The sequence below is a fragment of the Marinobacter sp. 2_MG-2023 genome (genome assembly GCF_030546935.1).
Lineage (GTDB): Bacteria > Pseudomonadota > Gammaproteobacteria > Pseudomonadales > Oleiphilaceae > Marinobacter.
In genome coordinates, this window is the sequence record NZ_JAUOPH010000009.1 from 24,052 (window position 1) to 46,108 (window position 22,057).

18 protein-coding genes and 1 tRNA gene are annotated in these 22,057 nt (G+C 54.8%); 3 read left to right on the top strand and 16 right to left on the bottom strand.

Annotation, left to right across the window (positions count from 1 at the left end; genetic code table 11):
* Window positions 1–8 precede the first annotated feature (8 nt).
* From Q4501_RS18030 to rpsU, 10 genes are all read right to left on the bottom strand, one after another.
* The gene (locus Q4501_RS18030) at window positions 9–2,306 is read right to left on the bottom strand and encodes a molybdopterin oxidoreductase family protein (RefSeq protein WP_303597654.1); all 2,298 of its coding nucleotides are present in this window, start codon (window positions 2,304–2,306) and stop codon (window positions 9–11) included.
* Window positions 2,307–2,475: 169 nt separating this feature from the next.
* Window positions 2,476–5,724: an Ig-like domain-containing protein gene (locus Q4501_RS18035; protein WP_303597655.1), complete on the bottom strand. Its 3,249-nt coding sequence runs from the start codon at window positions 5,722–5,724 to the stop codon at window positions 2,476–2,478.
* A 13-nt stretch (window positions 5,725–5,737) separates the two neighbouring features.
* Window positions 5,738–7,075 carry an alkane uptake protein AupA gene (gene aupA, locus Q4501_RS18040; RefSeq protein WP_303597656.1) on the bottom strand — a complete coding sequence of 446 codons (1,338 nt, stop codon included), beginning with the start codon at window positions 7,073–7,075 and terminating at the stop codon, window positions 5,738–5,740.
* A gap of 355 nt (window positions 7,076–7,430) precedes the next feature.
* Entirely contained in the window at window positions 7,431–7,688 is a 258-nt protein-coding gene (locus Q4501_RS18045; RefSeq protein ID WP_303597657.1) for a YdcH family protein, read from the bottom strand.
* Window positions 7,689–7,857: 169 nt separating this feature from the next.
* Complete coding sequence (locus Q4501_RS18050; protein ID WP_303597658.1) at window positions 7,858–8,673, bottom strand: OmpA family protein; 816 nt, start codon at window positions 8,671–8,673, stop codon at window positions 7,858–7,860.
* A 26-nt stretch (window positions 8,674–8,699) separates the two neighbouring features.
* Window positions 8,700–9,074: a DUF4398 domain-containing protein gene (locus tag Q4501_RS18055; protein ID WP_303597659.1), complete on the bottom strand. Its 375-nt coding sequence runs from the start codon at window positions 9,072–9,074 to the stop codon at window positions 8,700–8,702.
* 363 nt (window positions 9,075–9,437) lie between these two features.
* A tRNA-Ile gene (locus Q4501_RS18060) sits at window positions 9,438–9,514 on the bottom strand.
* A gap of 96 nt (window positions 9,515–9,610) precedes the next feature.
* Window positions 9,611–11,455 (bottom strand): RNA polymerase sigma factor RpoD, encoded by a 1,845-nt coding sequence (rpoD, locus tag Q4501_RS18065; protein ID WP_303597660.1) that lies wholly within the window; start codon window positions 11,453–11,455, stop codon window positions 9,611–9,613.
* A gap of 118 nt (window positions 11,456–11,573) precedes the next feature.
* Entirely contained in the window at window positions 11,574–13,301 is a 1,728-nt protein-coding gene (gene dnaG, locus Q4501_RS18070; RefSeq protein WP_303597661.1) for a DNA primase, read from the bottom strand.
* A 149-nt stretch (window positions 13,302–13,450) separates the two neighbouring features.
* Window positions 13,451–13,666 carry a 30S ribosomal protein S21 gene (gene rpsU / locus Q4501_RS18075; RefSeq protein ID WP_072794797.1) on the bottom strand — a complete coding sequence of 72 codons (216 nt, stop codon included), beginning with the start codon at window positions 13,664–13,666 and terminating at the stop codon, window positions 13,451–13,453.
* 250 nt (window positions 13,667–13,916) lie between these two features.
* Here rpsU and tsaD point away from each other — a divergent pair, with 250 nt between their 5' ends.
* A complete protein-coding gene (gene tsaD, locus Q4501_RS18080; RefSeq protein WP_303597662.1) occupies window positions 13,917–14,975 on the top strand; it encodes a tRNA (adenosine(37)-N6)-threonylcarbamoyltransferase complex transferase subunit TsaD in 1,059 nt (352 codons plus the stop codon).
* A gap of 12 nt (window positions 14,976–14,987) precedes the next feature.
* On the opposite strand, the gene plsY is transcribed toward tsaD, so the two are convergent.
* Window positions 14,988–15,578: a glycerol-3-phosphate 1-O-acyltransferase PlsY gene (plsY, locus tag Q4501_RS18085; protein ID WP_303597663.1), complete on the bottom strand. Its 591-nt coding sequence runs from the start codon at window positions 15,576–15,578 to the stop codon at window positions 14,988–14,990.
* 141 nt (window positions 15,579–15,719) lie between these two features.
* On the opposite strand from plsY, the gene Q4501_RS18090 reads away from it, so the two are divergent.
* A complete protein-coding gene (locus Q4501_RS18090) occupies window positions 15,720–16,097 on the top strand; it encodes a dihydroneopterin aldolase (RefSeq protein WP_303597664.1) in 378 nt (125 codons plus the stop codon).
* The gene (gene folK / locus Q4501_RS18095) at window positions 16,090–16,614 is read left to right on the top strand and encodes a 2-amino-4-hydroxy-6-hydroxymethyldihydropteridine diphosphokinase (protein WP_303597665.1); all 525 of its coding nucleotides are present in this window, start codon (window positions 16,090–16,092) and stop codon (window positions 16,612–16,614) included. Before Q4501_RS18090 ends, folK (Q4501_RS18095) begins: the two co-directional genes overlap by 8 nt.
* On the opposite strand, the gene pgi is transcribed toward folK (Q4501_RS18095), so the two are convergent.
* From pgi to pcnB, 5 genes are all read right to left on the bottom strand, one after another.
* Window positions 16,597–18,258 (bottom strand): glucose-6-phosphate isomerase, encoded by a 1,662-nt coding sequence (pgi, locus tag Q4501_RS18100; protein ID WP_303597666.1) that lies wholly within the window; start codon window positions 18,256–18,258, stop codon window positions 16,597–16,599. The two genes, folK (Q4501_RS18095) and pgi, sit on opposite strands and share 18 nt — an antisense overlap.
* Window positions 18,259–18,293: 35 nt before the next feature.
* On the bottom strand, window positions 18,294–19,142 hold the full coding sequence (gene panC, locus Q4501_RS18105) for a pantoate--beta-alanine ligase (RefSeq protein ID WP_303597667.1): 849 nt from the start codon (window positions 19,140–19,142) through the stop codon (window positions 18,294–18,296).
* Complete coding sequence (gene panB / locus Q4501_RS18110; protein WP_303597668.1) at window positions 19,139–19,933, bottom strand: 3-methyl-2-oxobutanoate hydroxymethyltransferase; 795 nt, start codon at window positions 19,931–19,933, stop codon at window positions 19,139–19,141. Before panB ends, panC begins: the two co-directional genes overlap by 4 nt.
* Before the next feature lie 62 nt (window positions 19,934–19,995).
* Window positions 19,996–20,493 carry a 2-amino-4-hydroxy-6-hydroxymethyldihydropteridine diphosphokinase gene (folK, locus tag Q4501_RS18115; RefSeq protein WP_303597669.1) on the bottom strand — a complete coding sequence of 166 codons (498 nt, stop codon included), beginning with the start codon at window positions 20,491–20,493 and terminating at the stop codon, window positions 19,996–19,998.
* Window positions 20,493–21,875 carry a polynucleotide adenylyltransferase PcnB gene (pcnB, locus tag Q4501_RS18120; RefSeq protein WP_303597670.1) on the bottom strand — a complete coding sequence of 461 codons (1,383 nt, stop codon included), beginning with the start codon at window positions 21,873–21,875 and terminating at the stop codon, window positions 20,493–20,495. Before pcnB ends, folK (Q4501_RS18115) begins: the two co-directional genes overlap by 1 nt.
* Window positions 21,876–22,057 lie beyond the last annotated feature (182 nt).

The window sequence follows — 22,057 nt, forward strand, 5'->3', positions numbered from 1 at the left end:
TGTTTTAGTCAGGCCGATTTACGTTGCTGTTTCGGCTGCCAGACTTTGACAGTTACTGGCTGACCATTCAATACGGAAGTGCCCGCAACCGGATCGGTATGATCATCACTTAATACATCGTTGATGCTTGCTCCAGGGTGTCGGGACGCGGTGGATTGCTTGGTGCCCTCGCGGTTATGTCCCCAACCATGGGGGATAGAAACCACACCCTGCATCATGTCTTCTGTAATCTCTACAGGTAAGACGATCTGCTGGCCAGCAGTGCTGATTTCCGCCTGGCCGCCTTCGTGAAGGCCCAGTCTACTTGCATCTTGCGGGTGCACCAGCAACGTACAGCGCTCCTTGCCTTTCACTAGCCTCTGGCTATTGTGCATCCAAGAGTTGTTGCTGCGCACATGGCGCCTTCCTACGAGGAGCAATTCATCTGATGGTTGTGGCGCTGAAAGCTGCTGATGGAGGCGTTCTACGTCTTCGAGGTAACGGCGTGGAGCCAGATTTATTTTACCGTCCCGTGTGAATAGGCGATTTGGCAGGGCTGGCCTGAGAGCGCCCAAATCAATCCCGCTGGGATGTTCCTTGAGGCGTTTGAGAGACAGGCCTTTGGGCAGTTCCTGCCATTGCGGATTGAGTGAACTTAGCTGAGAGAGACTGCCCAACGCGTGTTTTTTGGGCAACAGCCCCTGCAGCAGACTCATGGCCGGCTCCAATATCCTACCAACGCGACCCGTATCCGTGCCATAGGGGCCAGTTCGCAGAAGCAGGTCAACAATGGGGTCAGGGCCTAGCTGCTTGAATGCCCGCCAGCCCAACTCGGAACGTACAGGAAGCTTTCCACCTTTGCGTAACTTCTCCAGCTTGTGGGCCAGTTCAAGAAGGATCTGCCAGTCGTGCCGGCTGTCGGGGCCGGCATCAAACAGCGCTTCGCTGTATTTGGCCAGGTTACGCACTGCGAGCATATTGAAAATGATATCGTAATGGCTGCGCTCAAGAGCGGCGGTCGGGGGCAGAATGATGTCCGCGTGGCGTGTGGTTTCGTTGATGTAATAATCCACCGACACCATAAAATCCAGGCCGCTCAGCGCCTCGTCCAGCCGGCGCCCATTGGGACTGGAGAGCACCGGGTTTCCGGCGACAGTCACAAAGGCACGAACCTGCCCCTCGCCTGGGGTGAGTATTTCATCTGCCATGGTGCTGGCAGGGTATTCACCGGCAAACTCTGGAAGCCCTTTAACGCGGCTGTGACGCTTGCCGAAATGGCCTCGCTGCCCGGACATGGCGCCCAGAGCGATCAGATCAATTGCCGGCTGCGTGAACATGACACCGCCGATGGAGTCCAGTTTCCCGGTCAGAATATTCAGGCAGTAGGCCAGCCAGGTAGCTGTGCTGCCAAATGTCTGTGTACTCGTACCCATTCGGGTATAGAGAGCAGCCTTGGGAGTGCTTGCCAACTGGTGCGCGAGATTACGTATGGTCTCGGCGGGAACACCTGTACGCTCAGCCGCAGTTTCAGGAGTGAAGGGCAGGGATGCCAGCCGTAAAAGGTCGATGTCTTTTATAAGGTGCTCAGCAGGTCCCGGGTGGATCAGCTCATCGGTAAACAGAGTGTTCACCATGGCCATCAGCAGGAAGGCGTCGGTACCGGGTCGAACGAAATAAAATTCCTCTGCTTGTCGGGCCGTTTCCGTGCGTCGTGGATCCACAACAATCATTTTGCCACCACGCTGCTTCAGCGCTTTCAGGCGGCCACGGAAGTCCGGAACGCTCATCAGGCTGCCATTGGATGCCATAGGATTCCCGCCAATACAGATAAACAGGTCAGTGTTATCTATGTCAGGTATGGGGAACAGGACCTGGTGACCGAACATCTCCAGGCTTGCAAGCATGTGTGGCAGCTGGTCATTAGACGTTGCTGAAAACCGGTTCTGGGTGCCGATGGCACGTAGAAAGGGCATGGTGGCGATTAGCGAGCCGTGGTTGTGGACATTCGGGTTGCCGAGGTACACACCGATACTGTTGCGACCATGGGTTGTGCGCGTGCTATGGAGTTTTTCGGCGACCCGGCTGAAAGCCTCATCCCATTCCATTTCCTGCCATCCGGTGGAGGTTTTGCGAACCGGCTTGCGCAAACGCTCTGGGTCCTCTTGGAGATCTTGCAGAGCGACGGCCTTGGGGCAAATGTGTCCGTGGCTCAGCGGGTCCTTGTCATCTCCGCGAATGGATGCAATGTGGCCTCCTTTCACTTCAATGGCAACGCCGCACATGGCTTCGCACAGATGACAGGTGCGGTAATGGGTGCCGTTATCCATGAAGATCTCTCCTGATATTTTTTGTTGTGACAGGTTGGGTTTCATTGTGCAACCAGATTAGCAGGAAAACGCTGGTGTAGGGAAACGTTGGGGTAGGAAACGGTCAGTCGTTGTTTCCGCTATAAAAGAGGCCAGTCCGGAGACTGGCCTGATAAACGTTGCAGCGGGTTCATTCCTCTGCGGGGAGGTCCTTTACGGGATTGGTTATGAAATTAAGGTAGGTGCCTCCAACCGGTATCTGCAGGGGTAGATTTATAGTTATCAGGCCTGCATTGGGTATCCCCAGGGTATTTGCGCTCACGTTGATATCGACCAGGTTGATATTGCGTTGCTCTATCTGCATGCGGCCATCATCGAAGAATGTGATATCGCCCTCGAGGTCAAAAATAAATTCCCGAGCGTAAAGGTCATGGGTGCCACCCAGGGGGATTTCCATATCTGGCGCATCCAGCATCAACTCAACTTGTGTTTTGAACACCGGCTGTCCGTTATCGCCCTCAATAATGGCTCCGGGTATAAGCTGGTTTCGTGGGCAGCCGGCATCACCCGCACAGCTTGGGTCTTGGGTGTAGCGCATACGAATGAGTTGCGTATTGGTGATGGATTCTTCCATAAGTGGGATAAAGCCAAGAACCTTGAGTTCTACGAACACACTGACCGACGTTGTTGCGAGCATGGTGGGGTAGAGATCCACCAGTATGCCCTTCTCTCCAGTCGGCTTGTATATGCCCGGGCCCTTTACTTCCGTGTTCAGTGCATATGTTTGATAGATAAACTTGTTTCTAGGGCAACGCTCCCCCGTTTCACAACCTACGCGGGCCTCCGCCTTTCCGGAAACCAGTCCAGGTGTGGCAGAGGCCTGGTTGTTTTTGACGCTCAGTTTCGTTGTGTTGGCAGAGGGCGACCAGCCATCTTCATCGCTGCCTTCATGGGCGAAAGGTTCGATGCAGCTGGTATCATCGTTCGAGCTGCAATCAATGCGGAAGTTGGCATTGGTGTCGCGAATAGGCAGATTTCGTAGCGGGGTAAATACCGATTCCTGCCCTGCCACGCCTTTAAAGTAGATGGACATTGAGTTGTCACCGTTACCACCACCATTCAGCCCCTCAAGCAGATCTGTTTTCAGGGGTAGCATGTTCGCGCCACAGATCGATGTCGGATTTTCCTGGGCGCAATTGGGTGCCGCTCGGTCAACTTTCATGGTGTAACGATAGAACGCATCGCGCTCCCAGGGCTGGTCTGGAAAGAAACGGATACGCTGGTTATTTTTCTCCAGACGACCGGCTACCGTCTCAATCGGGGTTTTGTCGGCAGCGACTTTCTCAACAACGAAGGTTTCCCCAGGCCGAATTGAGGCCAGCTTCATCGGCTGAGAGAAAATGACAACAATAGGGCGATTTTCAGGCATTTCCGGCACAGGAAGCACGTCGCCCTCCTGTCCACCGGAGGTGGCGTCCCAGCACTGGCCGTGTACCCCTGCGGCAAGATCAATGGCGTCATAGGTCGTTTCGCAAGGAAATCCCGGATAAGTTGTCAGTGCGAGAGGCGGGGCCTGGGTTACGGAGGGTGCGGCAGTATCTGTCGGGTCAAGTTCAAAGCTCAAATCCTCTACCATTGCAGTATTTCCGGCAAGGTCGGCCACACCCCGAGCCGATACCAGATAGGAAACACCCTGCTTCAAACCGCCCTCAGGGTTGAGTATGAGGGTTGTGCCATCAAGCCTGGCATGAAGGTCTTTCTCATGCTGCCCGTTTGCATACAGGCTGACGCCATTCCTGATGGATGCAGGGTCCAGAGGCTCATCAAAGAACAGGATCACCGGGTCGCCGGGGCGGTGCATGGACTGCCTGGTGGCGGGAATTGCGTCAGCGGCACCTGGCGTCCAGCTCAGCAGTTTCGGCGAGGTGTTGTCCAGTTCGCGATCCAACTCTGCATCCAGAGCAGACTCTGCATCTGTGGCGGCCTCAAGGTGAAAGGCAATGGTTGAGTCTGTGAATTCCTGCCCAAGCAGATTAGGTTCCACCATGCCAATGGCATCGATAGTGAGTACGCCGTCCTTCACGATCGCGATGCCCCGCAGCTCCACGCCCATCAGATCCTGGGATAGAGAGGCGTTTGGTTGGGCCTCCGCGGTGTTCATGGATACATCCATGAACAATGTGATTTGCCGGGGAGCGTTGATGTCATCGGTATAGAGGTTCGGGCTCAGGTAACCGGATGCATCAGAAGTCATCGTTACTTTAATGTCACCTGTTTTCTGTAAGGGACCAACAGGTTCGCCAGGGTTTACCGCTTCTGTGACCGGCACAACACCACCAACCAGAACATCCAGGCTGGTACTGCGAAGAATGCTGCCCTTGGCTATACGCAGAGGGAGTGCTTCTGTTGCTTCAAATGAGGGTGCGAATGCCAGTTCTGCAAATAAGTCACCGGTTTGCTGGGAAGGGCCGGCGACACCCTGAAGCACCGAATTCAGTGTGACTCCATTGATGATCTGGTTGTTCAGAATGGACCTTGTTACATCTCCTTCAGCTTCGCCGGCAGCCAGACCCGAATCCGTTGCGCTTTGCTTCAAGACGACTGTCGGGCCGGTGTCTCGGGGGGTAAAGCTGAAGCTCCGGGTTAGCCGATTACCCTCGCCGGAGTCTGTCAGACTCGCCAGGTTGGTTAATTTGAGCGTATAGGTTTCACCACTGTTAAGGACGTCTCGTTTGCCGCCACACTGCTGCAGATCCGGTGTGACGCAAGGGTCGACCGTAATGCGATTGCCTTTGACCAGAATGGTGGCAGGCACAGGCTGTTCATTCTGGTCCAGCATTTCAATCGAGCCGCCGAGCCCTTTCCAGTCCGGATGTACTGGCTGGGTCATGGCGAGGCGGAACGTGGAAAAGTTTAGCGCTTGAAAGCTCTTATCGGTTTGGTCATCGCTCGCCGGTACCTTCCAGGCAACGCCAAAGCGATCAGAGGTGTTCGCCAGGCCCGTAGACCCTGAGAGGCTGCCCCGGGTCTGGAACTGAACGCCCCGATCGCCGAGACCCTCCGGCGTTTCGATCAAACGTCCACCCTCGGCAAGAAGTGGCTCGTTAAAAGTGACGGAGTAATTTGCTGCTCTGTTCAGGGCGTTGTTAACGGTGAGCTTCAGGCTCCTGCCTTCATCGACTTTTTCAACATCGAACACTGCAGAGGCACCAGCTGAATTTACTTCAATTTTGCTGGAAAGATCGGTGATATCTTCAGTTATGGCGTGTGAAAACCTGATAACAATATCTGCTTCAGGGCTGACACCAGACTGCCCATCTGCGGGGTATGAGTAAATGACTGAGCCAGGTGTAACTTTCTGGTTTGTTGTCTGTTCATCTCCGCCACAGGCTGCGAGTAGCAGGGCGGGAATCAATGCCAGGATCTTGTTGTACTTCATGGCAAACTTCTCCTCAGAACTTCAGGGTTACTGAGCCACTGATAATGTGGACATCGCCGTCTGCTGTTACGTCGGTTTCCGTACCCTCGTAGTCGACCAGGATGAAGTCCCGTTCTTGCAGCTGCTGGTATTGATAGCCCAGGTCAAAACGTACAGGAAAGGCCAGAAGGCGAGTGTGGTCGTAGGTGGCGCTAACGCCAAGGCCAACGACAATTTTGTCGGTATCCAGGTAGTTGATTTCCGGGTTGCGAGTTGTTTTCAGAGGCGACTCTTCGTAGGCCAATCCGCCCCGTATGGAAAAGTTGTTGTTGAGGTCGTACTCAGCACCAATACGTGGAATTATCGTATCGTTGAACTGAATGCGGCTGGCGGCGGGGATAGTGGCCTGATCTTTGATCGTATCGTCTTTGAATTCATCCGACAGCTCAGACCAGTTCTGCTGTTCGATGCTGCCGCCAATGCGCCAGTTTTCACCTCGATATTGCGTCCCGAATCCGAAGGTTTCCGGTTGGAATGAATCGATTGTGGATACGACAAGGCTGAGGCCCGGATCGGGAATCGTTTGCGTAACGATAACGTTTGAATCAACAGCGGTTGAAGCTGATGACTTGGTTCGATAAGTGAACGCTGCTTCCCAGCCTTGCAGGAAGCAGCTGTTTTCCGGGCAAAAAGTGCTACCGAGATCGACGGTGGTGCCAATAATGGTTTTAACCTGTGGCTCGGCATTTACTGCCAGGCGCTCGCGGCTGGTTTCCCCGCCGAGTGTGGATACTGCATCGAGATCAGCGGTTGCATCCAGGGTTATGCGTGCGGATACGCCCACCGAAATACCGCGCCATATAGGGGTGGCACCGCCAAGGTTCAGGAACAGAGGCTCTTTCCCGTATTGCAGGAACTGGCCATTGGATGAGGTCTGGGAATCAAATGCCAGCATTTCTTTCCCGTACTTTTCCACGCCGGCAATGAAACCAAGGTAAAGGGGGTGGTCAAAGCGTGTAAGAGAACCCAGGTTGGTCTTCATTCCGACCAGTACGTGTTGGCTGGGAGAGCTGGAAACCACATCCCCATTGGCATTAGGGTTTGCCGACCGCAGTTCCTGATCAGCGTGCAGAATGCCAGATGTCAGCTCGCCTCGCTCATCCCGGGTGAGAGCCGCCGGGTTATAATAAGTGGCGGACACCTGGTCATTAAACATGGAGAGAGACTGGGCGGTAGCAACGTCTATGGGCATGACACCATAAGTTGTACCGATATTGCCCATGCTGGCTGACGCCGACATAGAGAGAGCTGTGGATACTGCTGCAACCGCTAGGCTCGGCGCCCGTGCAGGAAACCGGGAGGTGGGGACCATTGATACACTCCATTATCTCATTGTTTTTATACTCTTGCCGTAATTCAGCGCCCCAGAATAGGACTGGATACGGCTGGTAATTCTTTACACCCGGAAGTGTAGGGGGCTTGTCTTTCTAGGACCTTGGCACTTTTGACACGATATCCTGTCGGAATGACCATGTACGGGAAAAATTATCAAAAATCATATTTAATACAATTGGTTATGCGAATAATTAATTTGCGCGATGGTAGGTAACATGCTGGTGGCATTTGTGAGCCGGGGCGGCTCCAGGGAAAATCGGGGGGTAAGGAAACACTAGGAGGTCAAAGCGAACCCCGCAGGCAATTGCGGGGTTCCTTGCGACTTATCTGGCTCAGCTTGCCATTGAAGCTTCATAATCGCGGATCATGCCGTAAAGCTCGTCTTTGAGGCTCAGCCGCTTTTTCTTCTGCTCTTCCAGATACTCATCGGAGGTGGTCTCGACACCCTGTTCAATGCGATGTATCTCATGATCGGTGTCGTGATAAGTTTCGAACAACTTCGCAAAATGCTGGTCTGTCGTTTTCAGTTTATGAATGGCGTCTTTAGACTCCGGCAGTTCACGTAGAAGATCGTGTTTTTCTAGTGGCATTCGTTAGTTCTCCTCAGGTGTGTAACCACATTAACCAAATTCAGTTTAGGCCGTTTCACACGGGCATGCTTGATCCTCGTCAATGCGCCGGAATTCTGCCCGGTTGACGGAAACAAGGAAGAGCGCCGCCGGGCACTCACTTCCTTGTTTCTATCATGCTCGGTGACACTCAGTCTTGCCGAGTCTCGATCTGTCCGTCTTCATCCGAGATGACGATCTCTACGCGGCGGTTCTGTTGCCGACCAGAGGAAGTGTCATTGCCGGCGACGGGATACTGCTCGCCGTAGCCTCTTGTCTCTATACGGCGCCGCTCAATGCCCTGAGAGATCAGCTCATCACGGACAGCTTCGGCGCGGCGTTCAGACAGTTGCTGGTTGTAAGATTCTTCGCCAGTGCTGTCGGTATAACCTTCCACGCTGACTCTACGGTCTTCATACTCCCGCATGAATTGTGCGAGGCGGCCTATGGTTCGTTCCCCTGATGACTTCAGGTCGGCCTTGTTAAGGTCGAACAGAACATCGCCCAGTGTCAGAACCATTCCACGATCAGTGCGCTCTGCTTGCAACTCTTCCATTCTTTGTCGCAGCATTTCAGCTTCTTTGCGGGCCTGCTCGGCTTCACTGGAGCGTTGGTTGAGCATTAATTCGCGACGGCGCTCTTCAGCCGAGTCTATTTCTTCCTGCAAGCGTGCGCGCTCACCCTGCTCGCTGGCGATCTGTGCATGGCGATTGGCAAGATAGGCTGCATGCTCAATAAGAACCGTGTCCTTGCCGTCTTCCAGCAAAGACTCGGCGCGGCTCAGCTCATCTCTCGCACTTCTGAGTTGGCGATCGCCACTGCGTGCGACATCCGGATCATCTTTGATTTTGGTGTAAGAGGCGCGCGCTTCATCGACCATCGCGTTTTCCGTCGGGGTTGAAGAGCAGCCGGCGACCAGCACTGACAAGCCCACAGCCACGCCCAGTGTTATGTTGCGTTTGTTCATAACAGTCTCCTTTCCAGATATGGCGATTACTGGTCTTGATTGATTTGGTTGCGCATTGATTCAATGTTTTGGTTGATTTCCTCAACAGCCTGGCGTGCTTTTTCAGTATCAGCGCGCGCGCCTGCTAGCTGAGCATCGACGGAAGCCTGTTCCAGAAGGCGTTCGGCCTCGATGTACCGCTCTTGTTCGATCAGGTTTTTCGCATCGGCGACCTTATTCTGCGCGTTGTTGAGCAGCACCGGTTGGAACTTCCGGGCATCTGCGGCAACGGCCTGCTGAAGAGAACTCTCCGCAGACTGAAGGTCTGAATCGGGCCGTTCGCCAGAACTGGCGCAACCACCGATAGTAAGAGCGACGCCAGTAATCCCGGCGGTGTATAACATCGACTTGAATTTGTTCATGCACGATCTCCTTTCAGCAATATGTAAGCTATGCAGGAACGTGTTTTACGCACGAAATCATCCTGCCGTCGGGGTTGACGGACTTTTATGAACGGCGAGATGTGCCGTAAAACGACGGAATGCCATGCTCACCACACCATAACTCTAGCAGGCAGCAGGCAATCGACCATGACTGATTCGCAACAAACCCGGAGTGATAAGCCGCTGAACGCTTGGCATGATTGCGCATGCAGGATATAAGTTTCTGAAAAAAAAGATTAAATTGGTCGGCAGGGCAGTGAACAAGCTGTCATGGGAGGTCGGGGTCAAGTGAATGGGGCTGTGAGAGTTGCCGGGTGGAGCTGGCAAGATATTTTCGAGTAATGGTGGGCCCACCTGGACTCGAACCAGGGACCAAAGGATTATGAGTCCTCTGCTCTAACCAACTGAGCTATAGGCCCGTTCAGCGAACGCTGTCAGGAAAGTGTTTCCCCTTAGGGAAACAAAGCGGGCGCCATTATACCGGGGAGGTGCGGTGCCCGCTACTGTTGTGAAGCTTATCCGTTGCCTTGATCGTCAATAAATCCGCGCAGATGATCGGAACGGGAAGGATGACGCAGTTTGCGCAGTGCCTTGGCTTCGATCTGACGGATACGCTCACGGGTTACGTCGAACTGTTTGCCGACTTCTTCCAATGTGTGATCCGTGTTCATTTCGATACCAAAGCGCATGCGCAGTACCTTGGACTCACGAGCCGTCAAGCCTGACAAAACGGAGCGGGTAGCTTCGCGCAGGCCTTCAGCAGTTGCCGAATCCACTGGCGAGAGCGCCTGTATGTCTTCAATGAAGTCACCAAGGTGACTGTCTTCATCGTCACCAATCGGTGTCTCCATGGAGATTGGCTCTTTGGCGATCTTCAGTACCTTACGAATCTTGTCTTCAGGCATTTCCATGCGCTCGCCGAGCTCCTCCGGAGTAGGCTCGCGGCCCATTTCCTGAAGCATTTGGCGAGAAATACGGTTGAGCTTATTAATGGTCTCAATCATATGCACCGGAATACGGATGGTGCGCGCCTGATCCGCAATGGAGCGGGTGATGGCCTGACGAATCCACCAGGTGGCATAAGTAGAGAATTTATAGCCACGGCGATATTCAAACTTATCGACGGCCTTCATAAGGCCGATGTTGCCTTCCTGAATCAGGTCGAGGAACTGTAGGCCGCGGTTGGTGTATTTCTTCGCGATAGAAATCACCAGTCGCAGGTTGGCCTCAACCATTTCTTTCTTGGCACGACGAGCTCTCGCCTCACCAATGGAAACGCGGCGGTTGATTTCCTTGATGTCGACAACATCCAGATCCACTTCGGTCTGCACATTCTGTATGCGCTTCTGAAGCCGGATGATTTCATCAATGCGCTCGCCCATAGCCGCAGCGTAAGGCTTTTTGCTCTTGATGGTTTTTTCTGCCCAATCCTGATTTGCTTCGTTGCCCGGGAAGGATTTGATGAAATCCTTGCGCGGCATTTTGCAGTCGCGGACGCAGATTTGCAGTATCGCTCGCTCATTCTGGCGCACTAGGTCGTTGGTGGAGCGAACTACATTGACCAGCTCATCGAATGCTTTATTACCCAGCTTGAATGGGGCAAAGACCTGGCCCAGCTCATTAAGGGCTGCCTGGGTTTTCTTGTCAGCGCGACCGTGTTTGGCAAGCAATGCCTCGGCTTCGGTCAACTTCTCCCTGAGAAGTTCAAAACGCAGGCGGGTCTCTTCAGGATCTGGTCCGCTCTCGGTTTCTTCCTCTTCCTCATCGTCTGAATCATCGTCATCAGATTCCGAGTCGGGGGTTTCGGCTTTGGCGGGCTCTTCCGGCATGAACGGCTCAGCGCCATCAGGATCAAGGAAGCCCGTCACTATATCGCTGATACGGCCTTCATTCTCGATGATGCGATCATAGGCCTGGATCACAGTACCTACGGTGCCGGGGAAGTGAGAAACCGCTGCCATGACATCGCGGATACCTTCTTCGATGCGTTTGGCGATGACAATTTCGCCTTCGCGGGTCAGCAGTTCCACTGTGCCCATTTCACGCATGTACATGCGCACGGGGTCAGTAGTACGACCGGCGTCAGATTCTACGGCGGCGAGGGCAGCAGCGGCTTCAGCAGCGGCTGCTTCGTCGGCGGTGGAGTCGCCGTCGGTCATCAACAGAGTATCGGCGTCCGGTGCCACTTCAGACACCTGAATGCCCATATCGTTGATCATGCGAATAATGTCTTCGACCTGATCCGGATCGGCAATGTCTTCCGGGAGGTGGTCGTTTACCTCGGCGTAAGTCAGGTAGCCTTGTTCCTTGCCTCGTGCGATGAGGTCTTTCAAACGTGATTTCTGCGAATTGCCTGACATAGACACCCTGTGAACTCGCTTAAATAAAGAGAAAATTAAACAGCCATTATAGCTGTCGCTCTAATGCTCTGCCACCGAATGGTTAGATGGTGATCAGTACGCCAAGTTTCAAGTGCTGCTAATCCGGGCTTCCCCCGCTTAGCTCTCGCAGCTCTTGCCGTTCCTCGGCGGTAAGGTTTGCGAAGTTGCGCAATAAAGTGGCCAGCTTTTGCTGCCTTGATGCTTCTTCGTTCGGGCTCAGCATCTCTCTTGCAGCGGCCAGAGTGCTTTCCCGTGCAGGGATATGCTCTATGCCGTCGAACAGATGGTAGAACCGTTCACGCGCCTGGCTGTTCAAAGCCAGCGTTGTTATCAATGCTTTTCGATTCCGGATTTCGTGCTCCAGAATAAAACCCGCAAAATTCCGGGCCTGATTGTACTGGCGGGAATGGAGTGCCAGTTCGGTAATCTCACTTGCCATATCCGGTGCTTCCAGCAGCGCCAGACACAGAATGCTGTCTTTGCTCAACTTTACGTCGATACGCTCTTCGGTGATGCGATCCCGTCGCTCACCTTTCCCTTTGCCCCACTGCTGGGGGGGGCGGTTCTGCCATTGGTTTCGGCCTCCGCACAGACGCAGCATTTCGTGCCACATGGCATCCCGCAGGGTGCTTCTGGGCATTTTGTTCAGCAGCGGCTCGGTTCTGGCTCTGAGCTCGCCCCGGTTCTCCGGTAGCTGGAGGTCCAGACCCTCGCTCTGTCGGTCAAACAGATACCGTGAGAGCGGGGTGGCGCCATCAATACGCTTCTGAAAAGCCTCTGCGCCCTCTTTGCGTACCAGCGTATCCGGATCTTCGCCCTCCGGAAGCATCAGGAATTGCAGGTGAAGCCCGTCTGCCATCAGTTCAAGAGCGTTGTCCATTGCCCGGTCAGCGGCTCTGAAACCGGCCTGATCACCGTCAAAGCAGAAAACGACATGACGTACCTGTTTCAACAAGGCCGTCAGGCTGTCCTGATTTGTTGCTGTGCCGAGGGTCGCAACCGCGTAATGAATGCCATGCTGGGCCAGGGCAATCACGTCCATGTAGCCTTCTACTACGAGCAGCTTGTCGAGCTGTTTCAGTGCCTGCTTTGCTTCAAACAGGCCGTAAATCTGCCGGCTTTTGTGAAATACATCCGACTCCGGAGAGTTGATGTACTTGGCCTTGTCGTCCCCAAGCGTCCGCCCGCCGAAGGCAATGGTTTTTCCGCGGCTGTTGCGGATCGGGAACATGATCCTGTTGCGGAACAGGTCCCGGGGCCGGCCATATTTATCAGAAACTGTGCCTGTTTCAATCAGCGGCCCCTGAAGATCCTTGCTCGCGGCATCAAACAGCGACGTGCCTGCGGCAGGCGCAAAGCCCACCTGGTACTGTTGAATAATGCTCTCATCCAGCCCGCGCTGCTTCAGGTAGTCACGGGCGAAAGCGCCTTGCTGACTATGCAGCGATGACTGATAGAAGCGACTGGCAAAATCCAGCGCATCGGTCAACGTTCGAGCCTGCTGGATTTCCTGCTTCGCAGCCTGATCGTACGGCACTTCCAGTCCAGCCCTGCGAGCCAACTCTTCAACGGCCTCAGTAAAGCCCAGGCCCTCAAATTCACGTACGAAGCTGATAGCATCGCCATGAGCACCGCAGCCAAAACAATGATAGAAGCCTTTATCCGGTCTTACATTGAACGATGGCGTTTTTTCATCGTGAAACGGGCAGCACGCCTTGTAATTGGCGCCGGCCTTTTTAAGAGTTATGCGCGATCCGATCAGCTCTGCCAGGTCTACCCGGTCGAGCAGGTCTTCAACAAAGCGTTGGGGGATCAGTCCGCTCATAGAGGCTCCACATCAGGCACTTCACGCATTTGGCCAATAGCCAAAAATGCCGCCGAAGCCAGGCCCCGGCGGCATTTTTTGGTCGCTCTGTGCAGCCTGTGGCTGTACAGGCAATCAGTGCTTTGCAGTCAAGCGGCGTCTGCGGTAACTCAGTACAGACGCTCGAACTTGCGCTGTTCCCGCTGAAGCTTCTTGAGATGGCGCTTAACGGCAGCTGCTGCTTTGCGCTTACGAACGGAAGTCGGCTTTTCATAGTGCTCACGACGACGTACTTCTGAAAGTACACCCGCTTTTTCGCAAGAACGCTTGAAGCGACGCAGTGCTACGTCAAACGGTTCATTCTCTTTCACTTTAACAGCTGGCATTCGACAATCACCTACCTGATAGATTCGGTTTCATTTTGATGCGCATCTGGCTGTGCCAGACCGGCTCGATTCTCTCGATTTCTGGTCAGATTGGCTAAAATGCGACCAGTTCGTAATTTAGGGCGGCAATGATAGCGCCTGGATCGTGGCAAGGTCAATGTTTGTTGGATGAAACTGCCAGTGAGTTTCGGGTTTCTGCTAAAATGCGCGTCACTTATCCATTTTTCGCTAACCGATGTGGCCAGATTATATGCTGATCCTGGGTATTGAGACTTCCTGTGATGAAACCGGCGTCGCCTTGTTTGACACCGACAAGGGGCTTTTAAGTCACGCGCTGTTCAGTCAGGTTGACATGCATGCAGATTATGGCGGTGTCGTGCCAGAGCTTGCGTCCCGTGATCATGTTCGCAAACTTTTGCCGTTGTGTGATCAGGTGCTTGCAGACGCAGGTCGCTCGCGAAAGGATATCGAGGGGATTGCTTATACGGCGGGCCCGGGGTTGATTGGGGCTCTTATGGTGGGTGGGGCGGTAGCCCACGCCCTGGGATTTGCCCTCGATATACCTGTACTTGGCGTGCATCACATGGAGGGCCACCTGCTGGCGCCCATGCTGGAAGACAATCCGCCGGCGTTTCCCTTTGTGGCTCTGCTGGTTTCCGGTGGGCACACACAACTGGTTCGAGTGGATGGCATCGGTGAGTATGAAATGCTCGGAGAGTCAGTTGACGACGCGGCCGGTGAGGCATTTGACAAAACTGCCAAGATGTTAGGGCTGGATTACCCCGGGGGGCCCAGGGTAGCTGCGCTGGCTGAACAGGGTGTGCCAGGAAAATATAAGTTCCCACGGCCGATGACAGACCGGCCCGGCTTGGATTTCAGCTTTAGTGGTTTGAAGACCTACACGCTGAACACCGTTAATGCCGAGAAAAAGGCAACAGGGGCCCTCAGTGATCAGGTGCGTGCTGATATTGCTCTGGCTTTTGAAACGGCTGCTGTGGACACGCTGGTGATAAAGTGCCGGCGAGCACTCGAGCAGGCAGGCGGCGATCGCCTCGTTATTGCCGGAGGGGTCAGCGCCAACAAAAGGCTGAGAGCCGGCCTTGAGAAGATGGCAGCAAAGCTGTCCGCCCAGGTATTTTATGCCCGCCCGGAGTTTTGCACCGATAACGGAGCCATGATCGCCTACGCCGGTGCCCAGCGTATGAAGGCTGGGCAATGTGATGGGGAGCGGATTGTCGCTGTGCCCAGGTGGCCGATGAATCAGTTGCCGTCGTTAGCTGAGGCGCGGCTGCAAGGGCTGGTGGATTGAGCCAGAGGAGCGTTAAAAGCCGATTTCCCTTCCTTGGGCGAGGCGAATCAGATTGTTGCGGTGACGCACGACAATGAGAATGGCCAGGAGACCAAATAAGGGAAGATTCTCCGGCTCAATAAATGCGCTGATTAGCGGCCCGCTGATGATGGCTATTACAGATGCCAGTGCCGAGATTTTCCAGCGCCAAAGCACGAGTAGCCATAGAAATGCCATTGCGAGCGTTGTAACTGGCGCCAGCGCAAGGCCTGCGCCGAGGGCTGTAGCAACCCCTTTGCCGCCTTTGAATCGATAGAACGCCGGGATCATGTGCCCGGTAACGGCAAACAGCGCCACCATGGCCTGCACCAGAGCCGATAAGCCCGCGTTGTGTGCCAGCCAGACGGGCAGCCAACCTTTAGCCGCATCCAGTACCAGGGTGATCAAAGCCGGTAGCCAGCCGCCGGCCCGGTATACGTTTGTTGCCCCGGGGTTTCCCGAGCCCTGAGCCCGAGGATCGGGCAGCCCCCAAATCCTGCAAACCGGAAGAGCAAAGAGCACCGACCCGGCCAGATAGGCAGTCATACACAACAGAACAGTTAATAGCGGATCACTCAAGGCCATGTTGCGAGCTCAGGGACAAAGACGTATCAGGGTAATATGTGCGAAAATGCCGGCCCTCAGTTTGCAGGCCGGTGTTGTTACAGTATCCGCTGTCTGTACGTTATTCAATCAGCAGTATGTGGGATAACCCAGGGAGCCCTCTTGGCAGATAGTGTATTGATCGAAAACCTGGTTGTAGAAACTGTGGTGGGTGTATACGACTGGGAGAGGGAAGTGACCCAGGCGCTGGTTGTAGATCTTGACATGGCTTGGGATAACCGCATTCCCGGCCGGTCTGATGATGTAGCGGATGCGCTTGATTATGCCGCAGTCAGCGAGCGGGTAGGGCAATGCCTTCAAGAGCTCAAACCAAGGTTGCTTGAGCACGGTGCAGAGGTTCTGGCGGAAGTTTTGCAGCGGGAGTTTGGTATTAGCTGGCTGCGTCTGACGTTGCGCAAGCCCGGAGCGGTTCCAGCGGCCAAGTCTGTGGGCGTCTGCATTGAAAGGTCAGCTCGTGAAGGAGAGCTCGGTAATGCCTGATCAGGTTCCGGTTTATATCAGTATTGGTAGTAATATCGACAGGGAACGTTATGTGTGTGCGTCTCTTGATGCACTTTCAGGCTGGTTTGGCGAACTCGAAATCTCTCCGGTATACGAAAGTGAAGCGGTTGGTTTTGATGGTTCCCCGTTCTTGAATCTGGTTGTGGGTGTCTGGACCCATCTGTCAGTCGGCGAGCTTTCACAGAATTTCAAACAACTGGAAGCAGAAAACGGCCGGCGCAGAGACGCACCGAAGTTCAGCGCAAGAACGCTGGATCTGGATATTCTGACCTACGGCGAGGCCGTGGGCCGGATGGATGGAGTGGAGCTGCCCAGAAGCGAGATTCTCAAGAATGCTTTTGTCCTGCGCCCTCTGGCAGACATTGCACCTACCGTGAAGCACCCGGTATGCCGGATGAGTTACCTTGAACTCTGGCAAGCCTATAACGTTGACCAGAAACTCTGGCCGGTGAACTTCAGCTGGCAGGGGCGAGTGATTTCAAAGGCCGTTTGCTGAGCGGAACAGCGCAACCAGGTTATCTGTCGTGCTGTCACTTGCGTCGTCAGATTTTGCCGGTCCCAGCAGTTTCGGCAGAATGTTCTCGCCCAGTTTCTTGCCCAGCTCAACGCCCCACTGATCAAACGAATCAATATCCCAGATAACGCCTTGCACAAAGGTGCGGTGTTCATAGAGCGCGATCAGCGCTCCGACCGTTTCCGGTGTTACTTTTTTCATCATCAGCATATTGCTCGGCTGATTTCCGGGGATGACCTTGTGCGGCGCCAGTTTTGCTATGTCCGCCTCGTTCATGCCGCTCGCCGCCAACTCGGCTCTGGCCTCTTCCAGAGTCTTTCCTGTCATCATCGCGCGGGACTGAGCCAGACAGTTGGCAAAAAGATCCGCGTGGTGTGTTGCAACCGGGTTGTGGGTTTGCAGGGGAATGATGAAGTCTGCGGGAATGAGGCGCGTGCCCTGGTGAATCAGCTGGTGATAGGCGTGCTGGCCATTCGCACCGACCCCACCCCAGATAACCGGGCCTGAATTATATTCCAGCGCTTCTCCGTGTTGATTCACGCGTTTGCCGCTGCTTTCCATGTCCAGTTGCTGAAGATGAGCTGGCAAGCTGCGGAGGTAATGATCGTACGGCAGTATGGCGTGGGTTTCGGCGCCCCAGATGTTGCTGTACCAGATGCCCAGCATGGCCATGATAACCGGCAGGTTTTTTTCCAGAGGCGTGTCGCGGAAATGCTTGTCCATGGCGTGGGCTCCGGCAAGCAAAGCGCGGAAATTCTCCATGCCGACCGTCAGTGCGATGGGGAGGCCAATGGCCGACCAGAGAGAGTATCGCCCGCCTACCCAGTCCCACATCGGGAATACGTTGGCGGGATCAATGCCGAACTCCTTCGCAGCTGCCGGGTTGGCGGTGACCGCTATGAAATGGTTGGCAACTGCTTGTTTGTTGCCGCTGCGGTCTATGAACCATTGGCGGGCAACTTTACTGTTTTCCAGAGTCTCTCGCGTGCCGAATGACTTCGACTGGACCAGGAACAGCGTGGTTTCCGGGTCTACTGTCGCCAGGGTCTCGCAGATTTCCGTGCCGTCGATGTTGGCCACATAGTGGCAACGCAGGCCGGGCGCGCGGAAAGGCTGAAGGGCCTCGGTCACCAGTTTCGGTCCAAGAAAAGAGCCGCCAATACCAATGCTGACCACATCGGTAAATACCTTGCCGGTATAGCCGCAGCGAGAATGGCTGAGTACCTCTTGTACGAAGGTCTCCATGCGTGCCAGCGTGGCGCCTACTTCTGCAATTACATCTACACCATCAATCATGATGGTGTCGGTCCCCGGGTTGCGCAAAGCCGTGTGAAGTGCAGGGCGGTTTTCTGTAACGTTCACCTTGTCCCCGCGCAGCAGGGCTGCTCTGCGATCTTCCAGTTTGCAGCTGCGAGCAAGGGCCATCAATCCCGAGAGCACCTCATCTGTAAGCCGGTTTCGGGAGAAATCCAACGACAAGCCGGCGCCTTCAACAAAATAACGTTGTGCCCGCGCAGGGTCGTCTGCAAACAGTGCTTTCATTGTGCTGTGCTGCAGGCGTTCTCTGCAGGCCTCCAGCTCCTTCCACTCCGGCTTTTGTGTCAGTGCTGGGGTTGGCGTGGTCATCTAAGAGTCCTTTCCTGATGTATTGGTGTAGTGGCTCAGCGGGTTACTGAGATATTGTCAATTAACCGGGTGGTGCCAAGAAACGCAGCTGCCAACAGCGTAACTTCCCGATCCTCTGGTGCGGCGGGCTTCAGAGTCTGGCTGTTTGCAATGTTGAAATAATCAAGACGCAAGCCGGCTTCGCGCAAGCTGTCCCCGGCCTCCTGAGCGAGCACCGGAAAATCATCGCGCCCGTTGGCAATTTTTTCCGAGGTGGTTTGGAGTGCCTGGTAGATGGCGGGAGCAATGATGCGCTCCTGCTCTGAGAGGTAGCCGTTGCGTGAGCTCTTGGCCAGGCCGTCCTCTTCCCGAACGGTTGGCGCCCCGATGACTTCAACCGGCATCATCAGATCCCGTGTCATCTTGCGGATGACAGCCAGTTGCTGGAAGTCTTTTTCACCGAATACAGCGAAGTCGGGCTGGATCATATTGAACAGAACAGAGACCACCGTTGCGACACCCTCGAAGTGCCCTGGACGGCTTGCACCGCAGTGCCCATCACTCACCTCAGGCACTACAATCCGGGTATGACGGGCGAGGCCGTCTGGATAGACTTCGTCGGCGGAGGGGGCAAATACCAGCGTGTTCCCCGCAGCGCTGAGTTTTTCCTGATCTTCGATCAAGGTGCGAGGATAGGTGTCGAGATCCTCGTTGGCACCGAATTGCATCGGGTTGACGAAAATGCTGGTAACCACAATATCTGCGGCTTCGGCAGCCTTGCGAACCAGCGAAATATGCCCCTCATGCAGGTTCCCCATAGTCGGAACCAGGCCGATGGTCTTTTCCTGCTGGCGGTAGCCGCGGAGAATGGCACGCAGCTCTTTTAGTGAATGGACGGTTCTCATGCCTTGAACGTATGCTCCTCGGCCGGGAATTTGCGCTCACTAACGGCTTTTGCGTAGGCGGCAATGGCTTCCTGAATGGAGTTGTTTTCTGCCAGGAAGTTTTTCACAAAGCGTGGTTTTCGGCCCGTGGTAATGCCCAGCATGTCGTGCAGCACCAGAATCTGGCCATCGGTATCGGAGCCGGCACCAATGCCGATAACAGGGGCTGTCACAGCTTTGGCAATTCGCGCGGCCAAAGGCGCAGGAACGCACTCCAGAAGGATTATGTCTGCACCTGCAGCCACGAGCTCACAGGCGTGGTCGATCATTATTTCCGCCGACTTTTCATCGCGCCCCTGAACCTTGTAACCGCCAAACTTGTTGACAAATTGTGGGGTCAGGCCCAAGTGGGCGCATACCGGAACGGCTCTCTCTGAGAGCGCGGTAATGGTATCTTTCATCCAGTCGGTGCCTTCCAGTTTTACCATGTGGGCACCTGCCCGCATGAGCTTGGCGGCATTCTCCAGCGCTGCGTCTACGGTTCCATAGCTCATGAAAGGCATGTCGGCCATGATCAGCGAGCCGTGGTTGCCTTTGGCTACACAGCTAACGTGGTAAACGATCTGCTCCATAGTGACTGGCAGGGTACTGTCGTGGCCCTGAAGCACCATGCCCAGCGAGTCGCCAATCAGAATAACGTCCACCCCGGCTTCGCTGACGACCTGGGCAAAGGTGGCGTCATAGGATGTGAGAGCAGAAAAGGCTTCGCCCTTTTGTTTATATTCCCGCAGGGTGTTGATGGTAACAGCCATAAAATCCTTGCCTTTTGGGTAGGTGGGCCAAGACCGTGCCGAGGATAACCGGCGTTCAGATGCTAAGGGTAATCCGGAGGTGGAAGTTTGCGCAACCGGTTGTCCGGGCATTGTTCCCTCAGGGTCGCGATTGAGGTGCCGTCAGACAGTGCCAGATCAGGTTTCAGATCCAGCAGCGGCTGAAGCACAAAATCCCGGTTCGGGAGCTCCAGGTGGGGAACGGTAAGTCGGTTGTCATTCAGTACCAGGTTGCCGAATACGAGCAGATCAAGATCAAGGGTGCGTGGGCCCCAGCGCTTGAGGCGTTCGCGCCCGTGGGCGTGTTCGATGGCCTGAAGCTGGTCGAGTAGAGTATGCGGGGCAAGCCCGGTGCTGAGCCATACCGCACCATTCACAAAATCCGGCTGATCCTGAGGGCCGACCGGGCTGCTGGCGTAAAAAGGCGACTGCGCAACAAGCGTGGTGTCGGGTAAGGCGGACAGCTCGGCTACTGCCATTGCCAACTGGGCTGCGGGATCTTTCAGATTGCTGCCCAGGCCAATGAAGGCATCAGTTTTCATCAGGGCGCTGGCCGCTTTACCGGTTTGCGGCGACGGCGTTTTTTTGGTGCGTCACTGCTGAGCTCTGAAAGCATGCGCTCTTGCCCGCGCTCATCCATGCGCTGAAACTCCGTCCACCATGCGCCCAGCCCTGGCTCGATTTCACCACAGGCTTCCCGGACCAGCAGAAAATCGTAGGCTGCACGGAACCTTGGGTGGCTCATGGCTACAAAGGCTCGTTTTCCCTGGCGACGAGGCAGGCGCATCTGCAGTTCCCAGATTTCTTTCATGGGGCCTGAGAAGCGCTTGGGTATCGAGGTTGCCTGCACCTGGCGACCAATTACTTTGCCGATTGCACCGTGAAGTGCTGGCTGTACCGGGTCGCCGTTGTCCTGGCGCTGGTTCCACTCCCTTTGTAGTGCGGGCCAGAGCATGGCTGCAAACAGGAAGTAGGGCGTAACGGACTTCCCTTGCGCGATCCGGGCATCGGTGTTGCGCAATGCCTGGCGAATCAGCTCGTCCGGCTCGCCAGCCTCGATGGCCTTGACGGTTTCAGGGAATAATGGCGCCAGAAGGTTGTAGCGGGTAAGTAGATCATAGGTGGCTTCACCGTACCCGGCAGAAAACAGCTTCAGCACTTCCTCGAACAGACGGGCGGCCGGGATATGTGTCAGTAGCGGTGCCAGATTCTGGATGGGGGCTTCGGTTTCTGGCTCTATGTCAAAGCCCAGCTTGGCGGCAAAACGAATCGCACGCAGCATACGAACCGGGTCTTCACGGTAGCGTGTTTCCGGGTCACCAATCAGGCGAAGTTGCCGGTTGCGCAGATCTTCAATGCCGTTGGCAAAGTCAATGACCGTAAAATCGCGGATGCAGTAGTAGAGTGCATTGACTGTAAAGTCCCGGCGCAGGGCGTCCTCTTCCTGGTTGCCATAAACGTTGTCACGCAATAGCAAGCCGTGTTCGCTGGTTTTCCTGTCATCGTCGGTGTTGTCGTCATCGGTTTCGACGGCGTTTCCGCGGAAGGTCGTTACCTCAATGACTTCGCGCCCGAATACCACGTGAACAATCCGGAAGCGCCGGCCAATAAGACGGGAGTTGCGAAACAGATCGTGAACTTCTTCCGGAGTGGCGTTGGTGGCGATGTCGAAATCTTTGGGCTGTTGTCCCAAAAGGATGTCGCGCACGCCGCCGCCCACAAGGTAAGCCTCATAGCCGGACTTGTTGAGTCGGCTAAGAACTTTCTTGGCAGGCTCGCTTATAGCAGAGCGTGAGACGTTGTGCTGGTCCCTGGGGATTTCCTGTCGCTGATAGGCTCGTACTTTTTTGTTCCCTTTACCGGGAATGAAAGAACGGAGCTTGTCGACGGATTGTTCGAAGATGGAGGAAAGTGTTTTTGGCATTGAAATCCGTGGTTGCGTTGAGCAAAAACCGAGAGTTTAACGGTTTGAGCAGGATTTGCACACGTTTGCCTCGGAATCTTGCGATCGCCAGATAATCAAAAGGCGGATCCGCTCTCACGAATCCGCCCTCAAAACGTTGACTATCTGCATTGTTTTTATTTTTTGCCGGGATTTTTCTTCGT

What these genes read in the sequence shown, in the direction of transcription:
- Q4501_RS18055 (WP_303597659.1), bottom strand. Translation starts at nt 9,074, where the DNA reads ATGAACAAATTCAAGTCGATGTTATACACCGCCGGGATTACTGGCGTC.
- Q4501_RS18045 (WP_303597657.1), bottom strand. Translation starts at nt 7,688, where the DNA reads ATGCCACTAGAAAAACACGATCTTCTACGTGAACTGCCGGAGTCTAAA.
- tsaD (WP_303597662.1), top strand. Translation starts at nt 13,917, where the DNA reads ATGCTGATCCTGGGTATTGAGACTTCCTGTGATGAAACCGGCGTCGCC.
- dnaG (WP_303597661.1), bottom strand. Translation starts at nt 13,301, where the DNA reads ATGAGCGGACTGATCCCCCAACGCTTTGTTGAAGACCTGCTCGACCGG.
- pcnB (WP_303597670.1), bottom strand. Translation starts at nt 21,875, where the DNA reads ATGCCAAAAACACTTTCCTCCATCTTCGAACAATCCGTCGACAAGCTC.
- folK (WP_303597669.1), bottom strand. Translation starts at nt 20,493, where the DNA reads ATGAAAACTGATGCCTTCATTGGCCTGGGCAGCAATCTGAAAGATCCC.
- rpsU (WP_072794797.1), bottom strand. Translation starts at nt 13,666, where the DNA reads ATGCCAGCTGTTAAAGTGAAAGAGAATGAACCGTTTGACGTAGCACTG.
- Q4501_RS18035 (WP_303597655.1), bottom strand. Translation starts at nt 5,724, where the DNA reads ATGAAGTACAACAAGATCCTGGCATTGATTCCCGCCCTGCTACTCGCA.
- Q4501_RS18050 (WP_303597658.1), bottom strand. Translation starts at nt 8,673, where the DNA reads ATGAACAAACGCAACATAACACTGGGCGTGGCTGTGGGCTTGTCAGTG.
- folK (WP_303597665.1), top strand. Translation starts at nt 16,090, where the DNA reads ATGCCTGATCAGGTTCCGGTTTATATCAGTATTGGTAGTAATATCGAC.
- Q4501_RS18030 (WP_303597654.1), bottom strand. Translation starts at nt 2,306, where the DNA reads ATGGATAACGGCACCCATTACCGCACCTGTCATCTGTGCGAAGCCATG.
- plsY (WP_303597663.1), bottom strand. Translation starts at nt 15,578, where the DNA reads ATGGCCTTGAGTGATCCGCTATTAACTGTTCTGTTGTGTATGACTGCC.
- rpoD (WP_303597660.1), bottom strand. Translation starts at nt 11,455, where the DNA reads ATGTCAGGCAATTCGCAGAAATCACGTTTGAAAGACCTCATCGCACGA.
- aupA (WP_303597656.1), bottom strand. Translation starts at nt 7,075, where the DNA reads ATGGTCCCCACCTCCCGGTTTCCTGCACGGGCGCCGAGCCTAGCGGTT.
- panC (WP_303597667.1), bottom strand. Translation starts at nt 19,142, where the DNA reads ATGAGAACCGTCCATTCACTAAAAGAGCTGCGTGCCATTCTCCGCGGC.
- panB (WP_303597668.1), bottom strand. Translation starts at nt 19,933, where the DNA reads ATGGCTGTTACCATCAACACCCTGCGGGAATATAAACAAAAGGGCGAA.
- pgi (WP_303597666.1), bottom strand. Translation starts at nt 18,258, where the DNA reads ATGACCACGCCAACCCCAGCACTGACACAAAAGCCGGAGTGGAAGGAG.